Annotated in this window: 6 protein-coding genes; 5 read left to right on the top strand and 1 reads right to left on the bottom strand. The window is 42.1% G+C overall.

Annotation, left to right across the window (positions count from 1 at the left end; genetic code table 11):
* Positions 1-23: 23 nt before the first annotated feature.
* The 5 genes from NMG86_RS25110 (at position 24) to NMG86_RS25090 (ending at position 18,461) form a co-directional block, all read left to right on the top strand.
* Positions 24-1,115, top strand: a complete 1,092-nt coding sequence (locus tag NMG86_RS25110; RefSeq protein WP_026795269.1) for an ISAs1-like element ISPlr1 family transposase — start codon at positions 24-26, stop codon at positions 1,113-1,115.
* 222 nt (positions 1,116-1,337) lie between these two features.
* Positions 1,338-7,412 (top strand): MupA/Atu3671 family FMN-dependent luciferase-like monooxygenase, encoded by a 6,075-nt coding sequence (locus NMG86_RS25105; RefSeq protein WP_499103738.1) that lies wholly within the window; start codon positions 1,338-1,340, stop codon positions 7,410-7,412.
* Positions 7,409-12,124, top strand: coding sequence for a non-ribosomal peptide synthetase (locus tag NMG86_RS25100; protein ID WP_043939613.1), 4,716 nt, complete (start codon positions 7,409-7,411; stop codon positions 12,122-12,124). Before NMG86_RS25105 ends, NMG86_RS25100 begins: the two co-directional genes overlap by 4 nt.
* 3 nt (positions 12,125-12,127) lie before the next feature.
* Positions 12,128-16,309, top strand: coding sequence for a non-ribosomal peptide synthetase (locus tag NMG86_RS25095; RefSeq protein ID WP_026798334.1), 4,182 nt, complete (start codon positions 12,128-12,130; stop codon positions 16,307-16,309).
* A gap of 145 nt (positions 16,310-16,454) precedes the next feature.
* On the top strand, positions 16,455-18,461 hold the full coding sequence (locus tag NMG86_RS25090; protein ID WP_026798335.1) for an ABC transporter ATP-binding protein/permease: 2,007 nt from the start codon (positions 16,455-16,457) through the stop codon (positions 18,459-18,461).
* A 254-nt stretch (positions 18,462-18,715) separates the two neighbouring features.
* On the opposite strand, the gene NMG86_RS25085 is transcribed toward NMG86_RS25090, so the two are convergent.
* On the bottom strand, positions 18,716-20,446 hold the full coding sequence (locus NMG86_RS25085) for a hypothetical protein (protein WP_499103737.1): 1,731 nt from the start codon (positions 20,444-20,446) through the stop codon (positions 18,716-18,718).
* Positions 20,447-20,826: the final 380 nt, after the last annotated feature.

The following is a 20,826-nucleotide window of genomic DNA, read 5'->3' as shown; positions in this document are numbered from 1 at the left end:
CACCATTTTTTTCTAAAATAAAGATGCTAACAAGTTTAATAGAAAATTTAAAAGAAGTCAAGGATTTCCGAAAAAATCAGGGAAAAAGGTATAGTTTATGGGAAGTGCTATTAGTAGTAGTTTTAGGGGTGATGTCAGGGCATCAAGGATATCGAGAGATGGAATATTTTGTCAAAGCCAACGAAGTTATCCTGAAAAGAACATTCAATATCTATAGCCAAGGAATGCCATCTTATTCAACAATAAGGAGGGTGATGAGAGGAGTAGACGAGAAGGATTTAAGCAAAATAGTAAAAGAATGGTCAAGAGAGAATTCTCCTAAATTAAAGGGAATAGAGGGATTAGCAATAGATGGAAAAAGTTTAAGAAGTACGGTAAAAGACCCAGGCAATCAGCAGCAAAACATGGTAATAATGGTATCTCTATTTAGTCAAGAAACCGGATTAGTATTAGCGACGGAAAAGTTCGAGAGTAAAACCGGTTCAGAACAAGCTGTAGCCCAAGGGATAATAGAAGAATGTGGTCTAAAAGGAAAGTTAATAACTGCGGATGCGTTACATTGTAATGTCACCACAGTCCGAAAGATTATCGAGAGTGAAAACGATTATTTAATCGCGGTTAAAAAGAATCAAATCAAACTGTATAATCAAATTGAAAAAATTACAAAAACGACGAAAGCTGAAAGTATAGATACTCAAAAAGAGAGGGGTCATGGACGAGAAATAACTCGTCGGGTATCAGTGTTTAAAAATTCGATAAAAATTGAAAGCCCTTGGGAACATATTCAAAGTATAATTCAGGTAGAAAGGTGGGGATACAGAGGAAAAAAGCCTTATAGAGAAACGGTTTATTATATAAGTAGTATCTGGGAAAAGGCGGATTTTTTTTCCAAAAAAATTAAAGGGCATTGGGGGATTGAGAATCAAGTTCATTGGGTAAAAGATGTGTTATTTAAAGAGGATAGTATGAAAATTCATCAAGTACAAGCCGCGACTAATTGGGCACTGCTCAACACCCTAGGATTGAATATTTTCAGAGGTTTAGGATTTTTGTCAATAACAGAGGGAAGAAGGTGGTTAGGAAATCATTGGGAGAAATTAGTGGCTATCTCTTAATCCGAAGGTTAAAAATGAAAAAATAGAGCAATTAATTTAGGAAAAATAGATAAAAATCGGGAATGTAAGTCTTACTCCATAGGGAATAAGAATATTTATGCTGCTTAGATAATACCTCCTATAATTAATATTAATATAGCAATTATATGAAATATTAATTATTCGGAAAATAGCTATCATGTTTGAGAATTATGACCCAAAAGTAGGCTATAATTTTCAAACATGAAACAGCCCTGCCCCCTCTCCCCCTCTCCCCCTCTCCCCACTCCTCCTCAGCCTAGGGTTACAGCCACTCCCTGGGGGCCGAAAAAACCGCCGACAGGAGGATTAACCTCGCAACAACAGCAACACCTGGACGCATTAATTACCCGCTTTACTGAGCGCACCAAAACCTCTAAGCAAATTGTGCAACGCGATCGCTCTGTTTTAGCAGATAGTCGCGCCTCAGTCGGATTCCGTTTGTCCATTAAAGAAATGCTCTATCCCATTGTGGCCCAACGTTCTCAAGGATCAAGAATTTGGGATGTGGACGGTAATGAATACCTTGATATGACGATGGGGCAAGGGGTAACACTATTTGGCCATCAACCCGATTTCATTATGTCGGCCCTACAAAGTCAACTCACCGAAGGGATTCACCTTAATCCGCGATCGCCGATTGTGGGAGAAGTAGCCGCCCTAATTTGTGAATTTACGGGAGCCGAACGAGCTTGTTTCTGTAACTCAGGAACCGAAGCAGTAATGGCCGCTATCCGTATCGCCAGGGCAACAACAGGTCGCAACAAGATTGCCCTCTTTGAAGGCTCCTATCACGGTCATGCGGACGGAACCCTCGTTAGAAAGCAAATAATTAACAATGAATCCCGTTCTTTTCCCCTGGCCTTAGGGGTTCCCCCAAGCATTGGCTCAGATGTGGTGGTATTAGACTATGGCAGTGCGGAGGCTCTGAACTATTTACAAACCCAGGGACAGGATTTAGCCGCCGTCTTGGTGGAACCAATCCAAAGTAATAATCCCCTGTTACAACCAACACAATTTCTCCAAAGTCTGCGACAAATTACCAGTAAAATGGGAGTCGCCCTGATTTTTGATGAAATGATTACGGGTTTTCGAGCGCACCCAGGGGGAGCGCAAGCTTTATTTGGAGTACAGGCAGATATTGCTACCTACGGCAAAGTGATTGCGGGGGGAATGCCCATTGGAGTCGTAGCGGGTAAGGCCCGTTATCTGGACAGCATTGACGGGGGAATGTGGAATTATGGCGATAAATCCTATCCTGGCGTGGACAGAACCTTTTTTGGGGGAACCTTTAATCAGCATCCCTTAGCAATTGTGGCGGCCAGGGCTGTCCTTACACATTTGAAGGAGCAGGGGTCAGGTCTGCAAGAACAATTAAATGAACGCACCGCCGCCTTAGCCGATACCCTCAATCGCTATTTTGAATCAGAAGACGTTCCCATTAAAATTGAACAGTTTAGTTCTTTCTTCCGTTTTGCCCTGGCGGGGAATTTAGATTTACTTTTCTATCACATGGTGGAAAAAGGTATTTATGTCTGGGAATGGCGTAAACATTTCCTTTCGACGGCCCATACAGAAGCTGATCTTGCCCAATTTGTCCAAACGGTTAAGGATAGCGTCGCAGAATTGCGTCAAGGAGGTTTTCTCCCCGCAAAAAAGCCTTCCTGGTCAGTTCAAACGCCTCAAACCAACCGCGTTGAACCAATTGCCATTAATAATAGTCTTGTCTCTAACCCAGTTTCTGCTAATGCTATTCGGGCAACGACTGGTCATCGTTCTGTTAATGACCCTAAGTTAGGGCAAAAAAGCGGTTTTCAAGCACGAAAATCCATGCAGTTTAGCCTCTACTATTTCGGTAGCTATGAAGCAGAATTTAACCCGAATAAATACAATTTGCTGTTTGAAGGGGCTAAATTTGGCGATCGCGCTGGTTTTACGGCCTTATGGATTCCAGAACGTCATTTCCATGCTTTTGGTGGCTTTTCTCCCAATCCTTCGGTTTTGGCCGCTGCTTTAGCCAGGGAAACAGAACAGATTCAACTGCGATCGGGCAGTGTGGTTTTACCCCTACACCATTCGCTCCGAGTTGCTGAAGAATGGGCAGTAGTGGATAATCTTTCCCAGGGCCGCGTCGGTATTGCCTTTGCATCGGGTTGGCATTCCCAGGATTTTGTTTTGGCTCCCCAGTCCTTTGGTCAGCATCGAGAACTAATGTTTCAGGAAATTGAAACCGTCCAGAAACTTTGGCGGGGGGAAGCGATCGCCGTGCTAGACGGTAATGGTCAAATGGTAGAGGTAAAAACCTATCCCCAACCGATGCAGTCCCAATTACCCACCTGGATCACCATTGTTAATAATCCCGATACCTATATCAGAGCAGGGGCGATCGGTGCTGGTGTTTTAACCAATCTTATGGGGCAAAGCGTTGAAGATTTAGCGCGTAATATTGCCCTTTATCGTCAATCTTTGGCAGAGAATGGTTATGAGCCCGCATCGGGAACGGTGACAGTCTTACTGCATACCTTTGTCGGCAATGATTTAGAACAAGTTCGAGAACAGGCCCGCAAACCCTTTGGCCATTACCTCACCTCTTCCGTAGGACTCTTGCAGAATATGGTCAAAAGCCAGGGCATGGAAGTAGATTTTGAACGCTTAAGAGAAGAAGATCGAGAATTTATCCTCGCCTCTGCCTATAAACGCTATGTGGAAACCAGTGCTTTAATTGGCACACCTGAATCCTGTCGTCAGATCATTGATTATTTGCAGTCCGTAGGCGTGGATGAGGTGGCTTGTTTTATTGACTTTGGGGTGGATGAACAGACGGTTTTGGCTAATTTACCCCATCTCCATACCCTGAAAGACTTGTATCAACCTCATCTCCCCCCCTCTCTTCCCTGGCAAAGGGAGCGCGGGATGATGGGGAGGCTTGGGGATGATCAACATCTCCCCCCTTATCAAGGGGGGTTAGGGGGGGATCACGTCCCTCTCACTGAAGCCCAACGACAACTTTGGATTTTGGCCCAATTGGGAGCAAACGGCTCTGTTGCCTATAACCAATCCGTAACCTTGCAATTACGCGGCCCTTTAAATCCCGCCGCTATGACTCAGGCTATTCAACAAATCAGCGATCGCCATGAAGCATTGCGAACCAAGATTAATGCCCAGGGAGATAGTCAGGAAATTCTGCCCCAGGTAGAGATTAACTGTCCTATTTTAGACTTCAGTACAGATCAAGCCACTGTCCAACAGCAAACAGAGCAATGGTTAAAGGCAGAAAGTCAAAAACCCTTTGATTTGAGCCAGGGTTCTCTCGTGCGTTGGCATCTACTCAAATTAGAGCCAGAATTACATTTATTAGTATTAACGACCCATCATATTATTGCCGACGGTTGGTCAATGGGGGTAATACTTCGGGAATTGGGAGAGTTATATTCCGCTAAATGTCAGGGTGTTAGTGCTGCTCTTAAAACCCCTAAACAGTTTCGGGAATTAATCGAATGGCAAACCCAGCCCAGCCAAGGGGAAGAACTGAACAAACAGCAAGCCTATTGGTTAACAACCCTTGCCAATCCCCCTGTTTTGAATTTACCCACTGACCAACCTCGTCCAGCTTTACCCAGTTACCAAGCCAATCGCCAAAGTCTGACCCTAGATAGCCAATTTACGGAAAAATTAAAGCAATTTAGTCGCAAACAGGGCTGTACCTTGCTGATGACCCTGTTATCGGTTTATAACGTTCTCATTCATCGTTTGACGGGACAGGATGACATTCTCGTGGGTTTGCCCGCTTCTGGACGCGGCCTTTTAGACAGTGAAGGAATGGTGGGTTATTGTACCCATTTTTTACCAATTCGCAGTCAATTAGTAGGTAATCCCACTTTTGCTGATTATCTCAAACAAATGCGTGGAGTGTTGTTATCGGGATATGAACATCAGGACTATCCCTTTGCTTTATTGCTCAATCAGCTAAATTTACCCCGCAATACCAGTCGCTCTCCTTTAATTGATGTCAGTTTCAATTTAGAGCCAGTCATTAACTTACCGCAAATGAGGGAATTAGAAGTTAATTTGCTGCCTCAAAGTGTAAGTTTTAAGGATCGAGATTTGCATTGGAATGTGACAGAAATGGGCGGAGAAGCTCTGATTGATTGTGACTATAATACAGATTTATTTCGGCATGAAACTATTGAGCGTTGGTTAGGCCATTTCCAAACCTTACTTCAGGCAGTTATTAATGATCCGCAACAAAATCTGCGGGAATTGCCCTTATTAAGCCCTGCTGAACGACACCAGTTATTAGTGGATTGGAATAATACCAAGACCGATTATCCACAAGATCAGTGCATTCATCAATTATTTGAAGCGCAAGTTGAACGAACTCCCGATGCGATCGCGGTCGTCTTTGAAAACCAACAGTTAACATACACTGAGTTAAATGGTCGAGCCAATCAGTTAGCCCATTACTTACAAAGTTTAGGAGTCGGGCCAGAGGTCTTAGTCGGCATTGCGGTAGAACGTTCTTTTGAAATGATTGTCGGCTTGTTAGGGATTCTTAAGGCGGGGGGAGCGTATGTCCCTCTTGATCCTGACTATCCTACTGAACGTCTTCAGTTTATGTTAGAGGATAGTCAAGTTTCTCTCTTATTAACACAACAGCATTTACTGGCATCTTTTCCTCAGTCTTCAGAAACGGCTACTCCCAAGATTATTTGTTTGGATAGCGATCGCCAAATTATTTCCCAAGCAAAGAATGTTAATCCCGAAAATTCAGTCACAACGGGTAATCTTGTCTATGTAATTTATACCTCTGGTTCGACAGGTAAACCGAAAGGCACGATGAATACTCATCGGGGTATTAGTAATCGCTTGTTATGGATGCAAGAAGCCTATCAATTAACCGCAGAAGACTGTATTTTACAAAAAACCCCTTTTAGTTTTGATGTCTCAGTGTGGGAATTATTCTGGCCCCTATTAAACGGAGCGCGTTTAGTTTTTGCCAAACCTAATGGCCATAAAGATGCTAGTTACTTAGTCAAGCTTATTCAAGAGCAACAAGTAACCACTCTACATTTTGTGCCTTCCATGCTACAGATTTTCTTGACAGAAAAAGGCATAGAAAATTGTATTAGTATTAAGCGAGTAATTTGTAGTGGTGAAGCCCTCTCCTTAGAGCTTCAAGAACGTTTTTTTGCCCGTTTAGCCTGTGAATTACACAATCTTTACGGACCAACAGAAGCCGCGATTGATGTCACGTTTTGGGAGTGTCAATCAGATAGCAATTTGAAAACAGTACCCATTGGTCGGCCGATCGCCAATACCCAAATTTACATTTTAGACTCCCATCTTCAGCCAGTGCCTATCGGAGTAGCAGGAGAATTACACATTGGTGGGGTTGGTTTGGCGCGAGGTTATTTAAACAGACCTGAGTTAACGGCTGAAAAGTTTATTCCTAATCCGTTTGCTCCCTCCCCAACCCCTCTTTCGCCCCCCCAGCCCCCCAACTTTGGGGGGAGTTCGGAACTGATAGAGGGTTCAAAGTCCCCCAGTATTGGGGGATTTAGGGGGCTAGAAGATCAGCCTTCAAAACTCTATAAAACGGGAGATTTAGCTCGTTATTTACCCGATGGCGATATTGAGTATCTGGGACGTATTGATAATCAGGTCAAAATTCGCGGTTTTCGGATTGAATTAGGAGAAATCGAAGCGGTTTTGCTTTCCCATCCCCAGGTACGAGAAGCGGTGGTTTTGGTGAATGAAAACGATCGCCCTGAAGATCGGGCTTTGGCAGCCTATCTTGTCCTTAATGATCCTGCTTTTACGACTCAATCATTACGAGAGTTTGTTAAACAGCAGCTTCCCGACTATATGGTTCCAGCCTATTGGCTGATCCTCGAAAATTTACCGTTAACCAGCAATGGCAAAATTGATCGCCGTGCTTTACCCTCGCCCAATCCAGAGTTACATCGTTCGGTAGATTATGTGGCTCCAGACAATCCTACCCAAGAGGCGATCGCCGCTATTTTTGGTCAAGTTTTAAAACTGGAAAAAGTAGGAATTTATGATAACTTTTTTGAGATCGGCGGTAATTCTTTGCAAGCCACTCAAGTTATTTCACGGTTACGAGAAAGTTTTTCCCTAGAGTTACCCCTGCGTCGTCTGTTTGAACAACCGACTGTGGCGGATTTGGCTTTAGCCTTAACGGACATTCATGCCACTTTACAAAAATTACAAACCCCTATTGAACATTTATCGGGCGATCGCGAGGAGATTGAACTATGAAATCCATTGAAACCTTTTTATCGGATTTAGCCAATCAAGATATTAAACTCTGGATGGACGGCGATCGCTTGCGTTGTAATGCTCCCCAGGGCCTATTAACCCCAGAGATTCAAACAGAACTGAAAAACCGTAAAGCAGAAATCATTCAATTTCTCGATCAACTGGATTCAGAGGTTGGCCCTAGAACCATTTTTCCCATTGTCCGCGATGGCCAATTACCCCTATCTTTTGCCCAGGCGCGACTTTGGTTTCTGTATCAATTAGAAGGAGCAACGGGAACCTATAACATGACAGGGGCCTTGAGTTTAAGCGGGTCTCTGCAAGTAGAAGCCCTCAAACAAGCTCTAGGAGCAATAATCCAACGTCACGAGCCATTGCGTACCAGTTTCCAAACGGTTTACGGGGTTCCAGTGCAGGTCATTGATCCCAATCCCATTTGGGAATTATCCATAGTCAATTTGGAAGGAAAGGAAGCAGCAGCAGCAGAAAAATTAGCCCAGGCAGAAGCCCAAACGCCTTTTGATTTAACCAAGAGTCCTTTACTAAGGGTAACGCTCTTAAAATTGCAGCCTGAAAAGCATATTTTATTAATTAATATGCACCACATTATTTCCGATGGTTGGTCAATTGGTGTTTTTGTTCGTGAATTGTCCCATCTCTATGGGGCCTTTGTTGCAGGCGAAAAACCGACTTTACCGACTTTACCGATTCAGTATGCGGATTTTGCCGTTTGGCAGCGACAGTGGTTACAGGGTAAAGTTTTAGCGGCTCAATTGGCATATTGGAAGCGACAATTAGCGGCTGCTCCTCCTCTGTTAGAACTGCCCACCGATCGCCCTCGTCCTGCTATCCAAACTTTTCAAGGCAAGATAGAAAGATTTCAGCTAGATAGTAAGCTAACCCAAGAATTAAAGGCGTTAAGTCAACAGTCGGGTTGCACTTTGTTTATGACTTTGTTAGCCGCTTTTGGGGTGGTTTTATCCCGTTATAGTGGCCAGACTGATATAGTCATTGGTTCCGCGATCGCCAACCGTAATCGTCGAGAAATTGAGGGATTAATTGGCTTTTTTGTCAACACCCTGGCGTTGAGATTAGATTTATCGGAAAAACCAAGCTTTGCTGCTTTCTTAAAACAAGTACAAGCAGTGACTCAGGATGCCTATGAGCATCAAGATTTACCCTTTGAAATGTTAGTGGAAGAATTACAGCTAGAGCGCAAATTAGACCGTAATCCCCTGGTACAGGTGATGTTTGCCCTACAAAATGCGGCCAATGAAGCTTGGAATTTACCTGGTTTGACCATTGCAGAAATGTCTTGGGAACTTGAGCCTGCCCGTTTTGACCTAGAGGTTCACTTGTCAGAGGTTAACGACGGCATAGCTGGATTCTGTTGCTATAACATTGACCTATTTGATGGCCCAACGATCGCCCGTCTATTGGAACATTTTCAGAATATTCTCAGGGCAATTATTGCTAATCCTCAAGAGTCGGTGAGCTTATTACCTTTGTTGTCGGAACAGGAACAAAAGCAACTTTTAGTCAATTGGAATCAAACCCAAGCCGATTATCCCCAGGATTCCTGTATTCATCAATTATTTGAAACGCAAGTTGAACGCACTCCCGATGAGATCGCGGTGGTGTTTGAAAATCAACTATTAACCTATGCTGAGTTAAATTGTCAGGCCAATCAATTAGCCCATTACTTACAATCTTTAGGAGTGGTCGCTGATCAGCTTGTGGCGATTTGTGTTGAACGTTCTTTAGAAATGATTGTGGGACTTTTGGCCATTCTCAAAGCTGGCGGAGCCTATCTTCCCATTGACTCTGATTATCCCCAGGAACGCATTAGCTTCATGTTCCAAGACACTCAGGTTAAAATACTGTTAACTCAAGAATCTTTACTTGCTTCCCTTCCGAATCATGAGGCTATTGTCGTCTGTTTAGACAAAGATTGGGAACAAATTAATCAAGCAAGTCAGGAGAATCTTAACAGCGCGGTTTCGGCGGAAAATTTGGCTTATGTGATTTACACCTCTGGTTCTACGGGAACTCCCAAGGGTGTTGAGGTTATTCACCGTAGTGTTAATCGTCTTTTGTTTGGCATAAATTATGTTGATCTAGATGCCAACGAAACGTTTCTACAGATGGCTCCCATTGCCTTTGATGCTTCTACCTTCGAGATTTGGGGAGCTTTGTTGCATGGTGCCAGATGCGTTCTCTTCCCAGGAAATATTCCTACCGCTAAAAGTCTGAGAGATGCAATTGATAAACATGGCATTACTATTTTATGGCTGACGACCGCTTTATTTAACGCCATAATTGACGATGACTCACAAGCCCTATCAGGAATTAAGCAGCTACTAATTGGTGGGGAAGCTCTTTCGATTGCTCACGTTCAAAAAGCTCTCTTCACTCTGCCATTTACGCAGATTATTAATGGCTATGGCCCAACAGAAAGTACAACTTTTACTTGTTGTTATCCGATCCCCAAACAACTAGAAACAAAGATTAAGTCAATTCCCCTTGGGAAACCCATTGCTAATACCCAAGTTTACATCTTGGATAAGTATCTGCAACCAGTGCCAGTGGGGGTGTCAGGAGAGTTACATATTGGTGGAGCAGGATTAGCACGAGGCTACCTTAACCGCCTAGAATTGACGGCCGAGAAGTTTATTCCCAATCCTTTTGAACCCCTTAGTAAGGTAAGCAATCAACAATCAAAATTATATAAAACGGGAGATTTAGCCCGTTATTTGCCTGATGGTAAGATCGAATACTTAGGACGAATTGATAATCAAGTTAAGATTCGGGGATTCCGTATTGAATTGGGAGAAATTGAAGCCGTTTTAAGTCAATATCTCTTATTAGCTCAAAATGTCGTCGTTGCCAGGGAAGATAGTGCTGGGGATAAACGTCTCGTTGCTTACCTGGTTCCCGCCCTGCAAAATGAGGCCCTACCAGAGCAATTAGCCCAATGGCAAAGTGAATACATTAGTGATTGGCAAAGTCTCTATGAAAGAACCTATAGTCAAGGGCAAGACAGCCTAGCCGACCTAACTTTTAATATCACGGGTTGGAATAGCAGTTATACTCGCCAGCCGATTCCTGCTTCAGAAATGCGAGAGTGGGTCGAAAACACCGTCAGCCGTATTTTGGCCTTCCAACCAGAGCGAGGTTTAGAAATTGGCTGTGGTACGGGTTTATTGCTCTCCAGGGTGGCAAAGCATTGTCTCGAATATTGGGCAACGGATTATTCCCAGGTAGCGATCCAGTATGTTGAAGGGGTTTGCCGTGCTGTTGAAGGTTTAGAAAAGGTTAAGTTAGTCTGTCAAACGGCGGATAATTTTGAGGGCATTGCCCAGCATCAATTTGATACCGTCGTCTTAAATTCGATTATTCAATATTTTCCCAGTGTGGATTATTTGTTAGAGGTACTGGAGGGAGCTATCAATGTTATTAGCGAGCGCGGCCAGATTTTTGTAGGGGATGTGCGTAGTTTACCTTTATTAGAGCCATACCACGCTGCTGTCCAGTTAGCCCAAGCCTCTGACTCCAAAACCGTTGAACAATGGCAACAACAGGTGCGCCAAAGTATGGCAGGAGAAGAGGAACTGGTCATTGATCCCACTTTTTTCCTGGCTTTAAAACAACATTTTCCAAAAATTGCCTGGGTAGAAATTCAACCGAAACGGGGTCTGGCTCAAAATGAGTTAACCCAATTTCGCTATGATGTCACTCTCCATTTAGAACCTATCAATAATCAACCATTACCAATCAGCAAAGCAACGGTAATTTCCTGGTTTAATTGGCAACTTGACCAACTTTCTTTGACTCAAATTCAAGAGCAATTGTTGACCCAAAAACCTGAATTATTAGGAGTTCGCGGTATTCCTAATCAGCGAGTCGAACAGGCTCTAAAAATTTGGGAATGGGTAGAAAATGCACCTGAAGTTGAAACAGTTGAGCCACTGAAAAAACTTCTAAAACAACAAGTAGATAGTGGCATTAATCCTGAACAGGTTTGGCAATTTGCTGAATCTTTAGGTTACACCGCTCACCTCAGTTGGTGGGAAAGTAGTCAAGACGGTTCCTTTGATGTTATTTTTCAGCGTAATTTAGCGTCAGAAGCGGAGGAAGTGTCAAAAGATTGGACAGTTTCAAAGCTTGCTTTTTGGGATGACAAAGCCATTAAAACAAAACCCTGGAATGATTACACCAATAATCCTCTACGCGGTAAGTTAGTCCAAAAATTAGTTCCTAAAGTACGGGAATTTCTGCAACAAAAGCTACCCAGTTATATGGTTCCCCAGGCGTTTGTTCTGCTTGATTCTCTTCCTTTAACTCCCAATGGTAAGGTGGATCGTAAGGCATTACCTTCTCCTGACACGGCGACCCGTAATCTGGCTAATAGTTTTGTTTTACCCCGAAACCCCATTGAAGCTCAACTAACTCACATTTGGAGTGAAGTTTTAGGATTGGAACGCATTGGCGTTAAGGATAACTTTTTTGAATTGGGCGGTCATTCTCTATTGGCTACTCAGGTGTTATCGCGGATTAATTCAGCTTTTGAACTTGATCTTTCGGTACAAATTATGTTTGAATCGCCGACGATCGCGGGCATTGCGGGTTATATTCAAGCGGTGGATTGGGTCGCCCAGGATCAAGCCGATAGCTCGTTAAATAATGAAAATACTGAGGTAGTGGAGTTCTAAATTATGACGAAAACGATTGTTGAATTTGTCTGTCATCTGAGCAGTTTAGGCATTACTTTAGAAGCTGATGAAAATCGCCTACGCTGTCAGGCCCCTGAAGGGATTTTAACTCCTGCCCTCCGTCAAGAAATTGGCGATCGCAAACCTGAATTACTACAATTTTTACAACAGGCTAAACAGTCTAAAACAGCCTATCAGTTGCCCATTCAACCTGTCGCTAGGGACGGCCATTTACCTCTCTCTTTTGCTCAACAACGTTTATGGTTTTTACACCATCTTTCCCCTGATAGTCGTTCCTACAATGCCCTGGAAATATTACAAATTCAGGGGCCTCTCAATCTAACGGTGTTAGAGCAGAGTTTGGGGGAATTAATTAACCGCCATGAAATTTTTAGGACAACATTTCCCACTGTTTCAGGAGAACCTATTCAGGCGATCGCAGCTCCTGGTTCTTTTCGTTTAAAAGTTGATAATTATCAAGATTTATCCCCCAATCAACAATCAGCCAAAATTCAACAAGTAGCAGAATTGGAAGCAGAACAAGCTTTTGATTTAACGATGGGGCCACTCATCCAGTTTAGATTATTGCAATTGAGTCCCCAGAAGTCGGTGCTGCTGTTAAAAATGCACCATATTATCTATGACGGTTGGTCTTTTGGCATTTTAATTCGGGAGTTATCGGCTCTATACGAAGCATTTTTAAAGAACTTAGCAAATCCTCTGCCTGCGTTGTCTATTCAGTATGCAGATTTTGCGGTTTGGCAACGTCAATATCTCTCAGGTGAGGTCTTAGATAAACAACTTAATTATTGGCAAGAACAGTTAGCAACAGTAACTCCAGTCCTCGCTTTGCCAACGGATCGGCCTCGTCCTGCGGTGCAAAGTTTTCGGGGTGGAGTTGAACATTTTCAACTGGATCAAAACGTCACTCAAGGTCTCAAACAGTTAAGTCAAGAACGTGGTGCGACCCTATTTATGACGTTGTTAGCTGCTTTTGGAGTCTTATTATCTCGTTATAGTCATCAATCCGATCTGCTGGTGGGTTCGCCGATCGCTAACCGTAATCAAGCAGCGATCGAACCCCTAATTGGTTTTTTTGCTAACACTTTGGCCCTAAGAATTAACTTATCTGAAAATCCTAATTTTTTAGAATTATTAGAACAAGTTAAACAAACAACGTTAGCAGGTTATGCTCACCAAGACCTCCCCTTCGAGATGTTAGTAGAAAAGCTACAACCTGACCGTGATTTGAGCAGAAATCCCCTGGTACAAGTAATATTTGCCCTACAAAATGTGTCTCAAGATGCATGGAATCTGTCAGGTTTAAGCATTGAAAGTTTACCATTATTAGTAGAAGAAACTGTCAGATGTGATCTGGAAGTACACTGCTGGGAAACTTCAGAAGGCTTGGCAATGGACTGGGTTTATAGCACAGACTTATTTGATAGCTCAACCATTGAACGAATGAACGGTCATTTTATGACTTTACTTGAGGGGATTATTGCTAATCCATGCGAGCGAGTTTCTCAATTACCTTTATTAACTAAATCTGAGCAACAACAGTTATTAATTGACTGGAATAATACCCAGGTTGACTATCCTCAAGATAAGTGTATTCATCAGTTATTTGAGGAGCAAGTTGAACGCACTCCTGATGCTGTAGCCGTTGTCTTTGAAAACCAACAGCTAACATATACTGAGTTAAATTGTCACGCTAATCAGTTAGCCCATTATTTACAAACTTTAGGAGTCGGGCCAGAGGTCTTAGTCGGTATTTCGGTAGAACGTTCTTTAGAAATGATCGTCGGCTTATTAGGCATTCTCAAGGCGGGGGGAGCTTATGTCCCTCTTGATCCAGACTATCCCACTGAACGTCTTCAGTTTATGTTAGAAGATTGTGAAGCAACGGTTTTACTAACCCAGAGTAACCTTAAAGATAAATTGCCTTTAGATCAGGTGCTTCAATCTGATAAAGTTTTGTATTTAGATAAAGATAAATTTGCCCAATACCCTATTTATAATCCCACTGTTCAAAATAAGCCAAATAATTTAACTTATGTGATTTATACTTCGGGTTCAACAGGACAACCAAAAGGAGTAATGATTGAACATCAATCCCTCGTTAATCTTAGCTTAAGTTGGGGCAAACTGTTTCACGTTAAACCGCAAAGTCGTTTACTTCAATTTGGGTCTTTTAGCTTTGATTTATCCATTGGTGAAATCGCCACGAGTCTAAGTCATGGTGCTTGTTTATACTTAGCAAAAAAAGAAACATTACTACCCACTCAAACCTTAGTAGATTTTCTAGAAACGAACAAAATAACCCATAGCTTTTTATCGCCTTCAGCCTTATCTGTTTTACCTCAAGCCAACCTATCCCATTTAGAAAATATGACGGTTGGGGGTGAAGCTTGTTCTATTAATGTGATAGAAAAATGGGCAAATCAAAGACGTTTATTCAACTGCTATGGCCCGACAGAAGCGACAGTAACAGCTACACTTTCTCTTTGTCAAGCAAATGGTCAAAAACCCAATATTGGTAAACCATTAGATAATATTCGGGTCTATATTTTAGATGAGAATCAGCAAATCTTACCCACAGGAATACCAGGAGAATTATGTATTGCAGGAGTCTGTTTAGCGAGGGGGTACTTGAATCGTCCAGACTTAACGGCTGAGAAATTTATTGAAGTTAATCTCTTGGGAAGAACCGAACGAATTTACAAAACAGGAGACTTAGCGACATGGCAAACTGATGGCAATATTGAGTATCTGGGACGCATTGATAATCAAGTCAAAGTTCGCGGTTTTCGGATTGAATTAGGGGAAATTGAAGCGGTTCTTAGTCAGTGTTCAGATGTTCAAACTACTGCTGTAATTGTTCGGGAAGATACTCCAGGCGATCAACGCTTAGTTGCCTACGTTGTTCTTACTCCCAATTCCCAGACAACCAGTGGTGAACTCCGTCAATTCTTGGCTAATCAATTACCTGCCTATCTCGTTCCCAATACCTTTGTCATTTTAGACTGTTTGCCGTTAACTCCTAATGGCAAATGCGATCGCCGTTCCCTACCTGTACCTGATGATCAAGCCAGAAAAAATATTCAAAAAATTGCTCCTCGTAATTTATTAGAATCACAATTAACCCAAATCTGGTCAGAGGTTTTAGGAATCAGTGATCTTGGTGTTGAGGAAAACTTTTTTGAATTGGGGGGTCATTCTTTATTAGCGGTTCGTCTAATCAGTTGCATTGAACAAAAGTTGGGCAAAAATTTACCTTTAACCAGTCTTTTTCAAAATGGAACGATAGCAAGTCTAGCCCAATTAATAGCTCAGGAAACGACTCAGCTAACCTATTCACCCTTGATCCCCATTCAATCTCAAGGCAATAAAGCACCATTTTTCGCCGTTCATCCCATTGGCGGTAATGTACTTTGTTATGCCGATTTAGCTCGTTATCTAGGAACAGAGCAGCCTTTCTATGGACTGCAAGCATTGGGACTAAATGCAACTGAAAAACCTCTAAGCTCGATTGAAGAGATGGCGACGATTTATATTAAAGCAATACAAACTATTCAAGCCTCTGGCCCCTATTCTTTAGGAGGCTGGTCAATGGGAGGAGTGATAGCTTTTGAAATCGCCCAACAATTATCGGAGCAAGGGCAAACAGTGGCTTTATTGACTTTAATAGATAGCTATTCTCCTATTTTGCTTAATTCAGTTAATACTCAGGAAAATTCCTCCGAATTACTTCCAGAAGACCTTAATGAAAGTCTCAATCTTACCTATGCTTTTGTGAGGGATTTAACAAGTATGTTTAATCAGGAAATTCCTTTCTCTGAGTCCGAAATTTCCCATCTGACATCGGAAGATTTACTGACTCATTTCTTGGCTTGGAGCAAACAGACTAACATTTTACCGCCAGAATTGGGAGAGCAACAAATTACAACCTGGTTTACAATTTTTCAGGCTAACCGACAAGCTCTTTTCAACTATTTACCTAAAGCTTACCCAGGCAAAACCATTTTCTTCGGTGCCGAGGATAGTTCTCTTAAAAACCCTGGTTGGCATGAGACAATTAACGACTTGGAATGCCAATGGATTAGTGGAGATCACTACAGTTTGATTAAAAACCCAATCCTTGCTGAAAAATTGAATAGCTACTTACAGCAAGTTACGTTGTGATGACGGACAAATCTTTGGTAGGGACAGAATATATTATGTTCTTACCCTGTACGGGATTTAACGACAGAATATTGTAACTTAAAATTTTCAGAAAATACCTGATTATCCTTTAAAATAATCTATAGAATCGTGTAACAGAACAAACATGACAACCCAAGCAGCTTCTAGTCCCAATGCACTTGCTTCTTTTAATCAGTTTTTAAGAGATGTAAAGGCGATCGCCCAACCCTATTGGTATCCCACTGTATCGAATAAAAGAAGCTTTTCTGAGGTGATTCGTTCCTGGGGAATGCTATCACTGCTCATCTTTTTAATTGTGGGATTAGTCGGAGTAACGGCTTTTAATAGTTTTGTTAATCGTCGTTTAATTGATGTCATTATTCAAGAGAAAGATGCTTCTCAATTTGCTAGTACATTAATCGTCTATGCGATCGGATTGATTTGTGTAACGCTGCTGGCAGGTTTTACCAAAGACATTCGTAAAAAAATTGCCTTGGATTGGTATCAATGGCTAAATACCCAGATTTTAGAGAAATATTTTAGTAATCGTGCCTATTATAAAATCAACTTTCAATCTGACATTGATAACCCCGATCAACGTCTAGCCCAGGAAATTGAACCGATCGCCACTAACGCCATTAGTTTCTCCGCGACTTTCCTAGAAAAAAGCCTGGAAATGCTAACTTTTTTAGCGGTGGTCTGGTCAATTTCCCGACAGATTGCTATTCCTTTACTATTTTATACTATTATTGGAAACTTTATTGCCGCCTATCTAAATCAAGAATTAAGTAAGATTAATCAAGAGCAACTGGAATCAAAAGCGGATTACAACTACGCCTTAACCCATGTTCGGACTCATGCGGAATCTATCGCTTTTTTCCGAGGAGAAAAAGAAGAACTAAATATTATTCAGAGACGCTTTAAAGAAGTCGTAAATGATACGAAAAACAAAATTAATTGGGAAAAGGGCAACGAAATTTTTAGTCGGGGCTATCGTTCCGTCATTCAATTTTTTCCCTTCTTAGTGCTTGGGCCTTTATATATCAAAGGTGAAATTGATTATGGGCAAGTCGAGCAAGCTTCATTAGCTAGTTTTATGTTTGCATCGGCCCTAGGAGAACTGATCACAGAATTTGGGACTTCGGGACGGTTTTCGAGTTATGTAGAACGTTTAAATGAATTCTCAAATGCCTTGGAAACTGTTACTAAACAACCCGATAATACCAACACAATTACAACGATAGAAGAAAATCATTTTGCCTTTGAACACGTTACCTTAGAAACCCCTAACTATGAACAGGTCATTGTTGAGGATTTATCTCTTACTGTTGAAAAGGGTGAGGGCTTACTAATTGTTGGCCCCAGTGGTCGGGGCAAAAGTTCTTTGTTACGGGCGATCGCGGGTTTATGGAATGCTGGCACTGGGCGTTTAGTGCGACCTCCCCTGGAAGAAATTCTCTTTTTACCCCAACGTCCCTACATTATTTTGGGAACCTTACGCGAACAATTGTTGTATCCTCTAACCAATCGTGAGATGAGCAATACCGAACTTCAAGAAGTATTACAACAGGTCAATTTACAAAATGTGCTAAATCGGGTAGATGATTTTGACTCTGAAAAACCCTGGGAAAACATTCTTTCGCTCGGTGAACAACAACGCCTAGCTTTTGCCCGACTATTAGTTAATCCTCCCAGTTTTACCATTTTAGATGAGGCGACCAGTGCCTTAGATTTAACCAACGAGGGGATTTTATATGAGCAATTAAAAACTCGCAATACAACCTTTATTAGTGTGGGCCACCGAGAAAGTCTATTTAATTACCATCAATGGGTTTTGGAACTTTCTGCTGACTCTAGTTGGCAACTTTTAACCGTTCAAGATTATCGCCTTAAAAAAGCACGAGAAATGTTTACTGATGCCCCTAATAACAATTCAACACCCAATATTACTATCAATAATGAATCGGAACCAGAAACAATCCATCCTCCCGAAGGATTCTCTCATCAGGAAATGAAACTATTAACAGACCTATCACTCTCTAGCATTCGTAGCAAAGCCAGTCGAGGGAATGTGATTACAGCCAAAGATGGTTTTACCTACCGTTATGACAAAAATCCTCAAATATTAAAGTGGCTCAAAACCTCACCTTAAATGACTCTAACGAAGGGGCGATCGCGGCTCACGGGAAGATTTTCCTGGGTGATATCCGTAGTCTGCCCTTACTAGAGCCATACGGGTATCCACCGAGATAGGCGTAGAAATAGCGAAGCTGACACGAACCGCAAAGTAGCAAGTTAAACCCCTTCTGTGTAAAAGTTACAGTGATTAGTTGCAATAAAACTTTACATCATGTCCTATTTGGCGCGGATCTCGGCTTTACCCCGTTAACCTATAGGCTACTGTTGTCAGATGGCAAAGGTTCCAGGGGTGGGTTGTGAAGTAATACAGTTTTCTGGACAATTCGAGGGAATATCAGGGTTTTGATTTTTAGCTCGGATAACGTGAGATTTTCCTAAAGCAGTTTTGCGGTCAGTGTCATAATTTAAGCCATTATGTCGGGCTTCTAAATCAACATAATTGGCTTCTACAGTTGCGTTAGTTGGGTTCCGATGATCAGGTGATAGGTAGAATATTCTGGCTTTATTCTCCTTATCATCGGGGTCAATTCCAAAGGTTTCTAAATTAGCCAAACCAGAATCAAACGATTTTCCGTGACCCGTTGCAGTTGTGTCTAAAGTAAATTTAAAACCCTTCTCGCACGCTTCACCATAGCAAGCCAACCTTTCCCCATTATTAAAAATGATTTTAGGGCATCCCATCTGTTGCCATTCGTCAACTGTTGGCAATTGTCCAGGGGTGTAAGGTAGTGAGATTAATTTCTGAGGTTTCCATAGTACAATCGCGCTACATTCTGTTTTTTCTTCTGGGATTGTAACGGGTTTGGCTTCGGGGTTTTGTTCGGGAGTAACGGGTTTATTTTTCTGGTTTACCCGACTGTAAAAACGTTTAACAATCCGTGCTAAATCGTTTTGTAATTCAGGTAATTTAAAGCGATTAAACCATTGTTCCTCACTCAATTCTCCCTGATCAATAACCTGATTATCCCATTCTATATAAGAGATAATCCGAGCATTATTAAACGTTTCTGTGTCGATTTCGTCAATATCAACTTTATCTGATTTTGGTCTATCACCTTGTCCCCAATCTCTTATATAAAGGGTAACTCCGAGCTTTTTAAGGAATAGATACAATTCCCGATAAGCACCCATTACATGATGATTAGCTTTGCATCCAGTGTCAGGGTTTAAGATGTATAAATCAAAGTTTTTGGAATCAACAATAGCTTTAAATTCCTTCTTGGAGCCATGCCAATTAACACCCCCTGCACCCAACACATTAATATTGTGTAAATGCGCTGCGGGTAAGGGTTTTAATGTTCCCTCTATAATGTTTAAATCCGGGGAACTATTTAATTTTAAAAACTGTAATGGTAGTTCACCGGACACGCGGCGATCGCTACTTCCCCAAAGCCATTGATATTTTGGCTCCCGATCATCCCTAGCAAGCTGAAAGCCAATGATTAATCCTTTGATATTCCGAATAGGAATCAGAATTCCTGATCCGCTATTGGCTAGAGTTCCCTTGTCTCCCATCCCAGGGAAGTTAGGACTAATCGAGATCAGATTAAATTCTTGATAGCGGTCAACCGACTTAAACCCACGCTGATCAATTTGTTCATCAGTTAAGCCGCGACCGTGCAACTGTTCCCGATGTTTGGCACTCAATCCCAACTGTTTCAGGATTTTTCTGGCTTCTCTGTCTAATTGCTCATCTGTCAACGGGGTAATGTTTGAAGGTTTGGCGGCTTTGGGTTGCTGTTCCGGTCTGTATTCTTGACGCTCCCCCGAATAATCCCCGAATAATCCCCCCATACCTCCCCTGAGAGGTTTGAGATATTTCCATCCGGGTATGCTCCAATTGCTATCACCCCGTAGGCACATTATTAAATTATCTGAAATCTTGCAACCGTGCGTTTTTTCACAGATTGGGCATGGGTTACGCTTGCTTGAGGCGATGGCGTAGCCGCCGCCTTGCGGCATCGCCTTTCCTTTTAATGTGGTGTCGGTGGTAATCATGCCGCACCCCCTTGAATCGTTGAGAGGTGCTGATTATTGCAATCTATATAAATCCGTGTAACAGTTCTGATGAATATGTGACAGTTCTTAGGATTCCCCCCATTAACAGCCTCAATCATGTATTTAGTCCTCCGATGCCGACCTAACCCATTTCAAATCAGATTCCAGTACCCGTGATTCAGGGTATGGCTATCTATCAGTACCTCAACAATTTGGACGGCCGTTGAGATAGCCCAATTCCCTAATTCCATATTGAAGTGAATAATCTGGATAGTTTTTTTCAGGAATTTCTTGAGGTGTTTCTTGAGGTTTCGGTGTGCAATTCAGATAATTAGCTAAGAATCCTCAGTAATGGGATTGCAAATTGAAGCAACAAACAA

Origin of the sequence: Planktothrix rubescens CCAP 1459/22, assembly GCA_904830895.1 — a bacterium.
Lineage (GTDB): Bacteria > Cyanobacteriota > Cyanobacteriia > Cyanobacteriales > Microcoleaceae > Planktothrix > Planktothrix agardhii.
The sequence above is the reverse complement of the archived record's forward strand: the minus strand, read 5'-3'. Positions and strand labels throughout refer to the sequence as shown.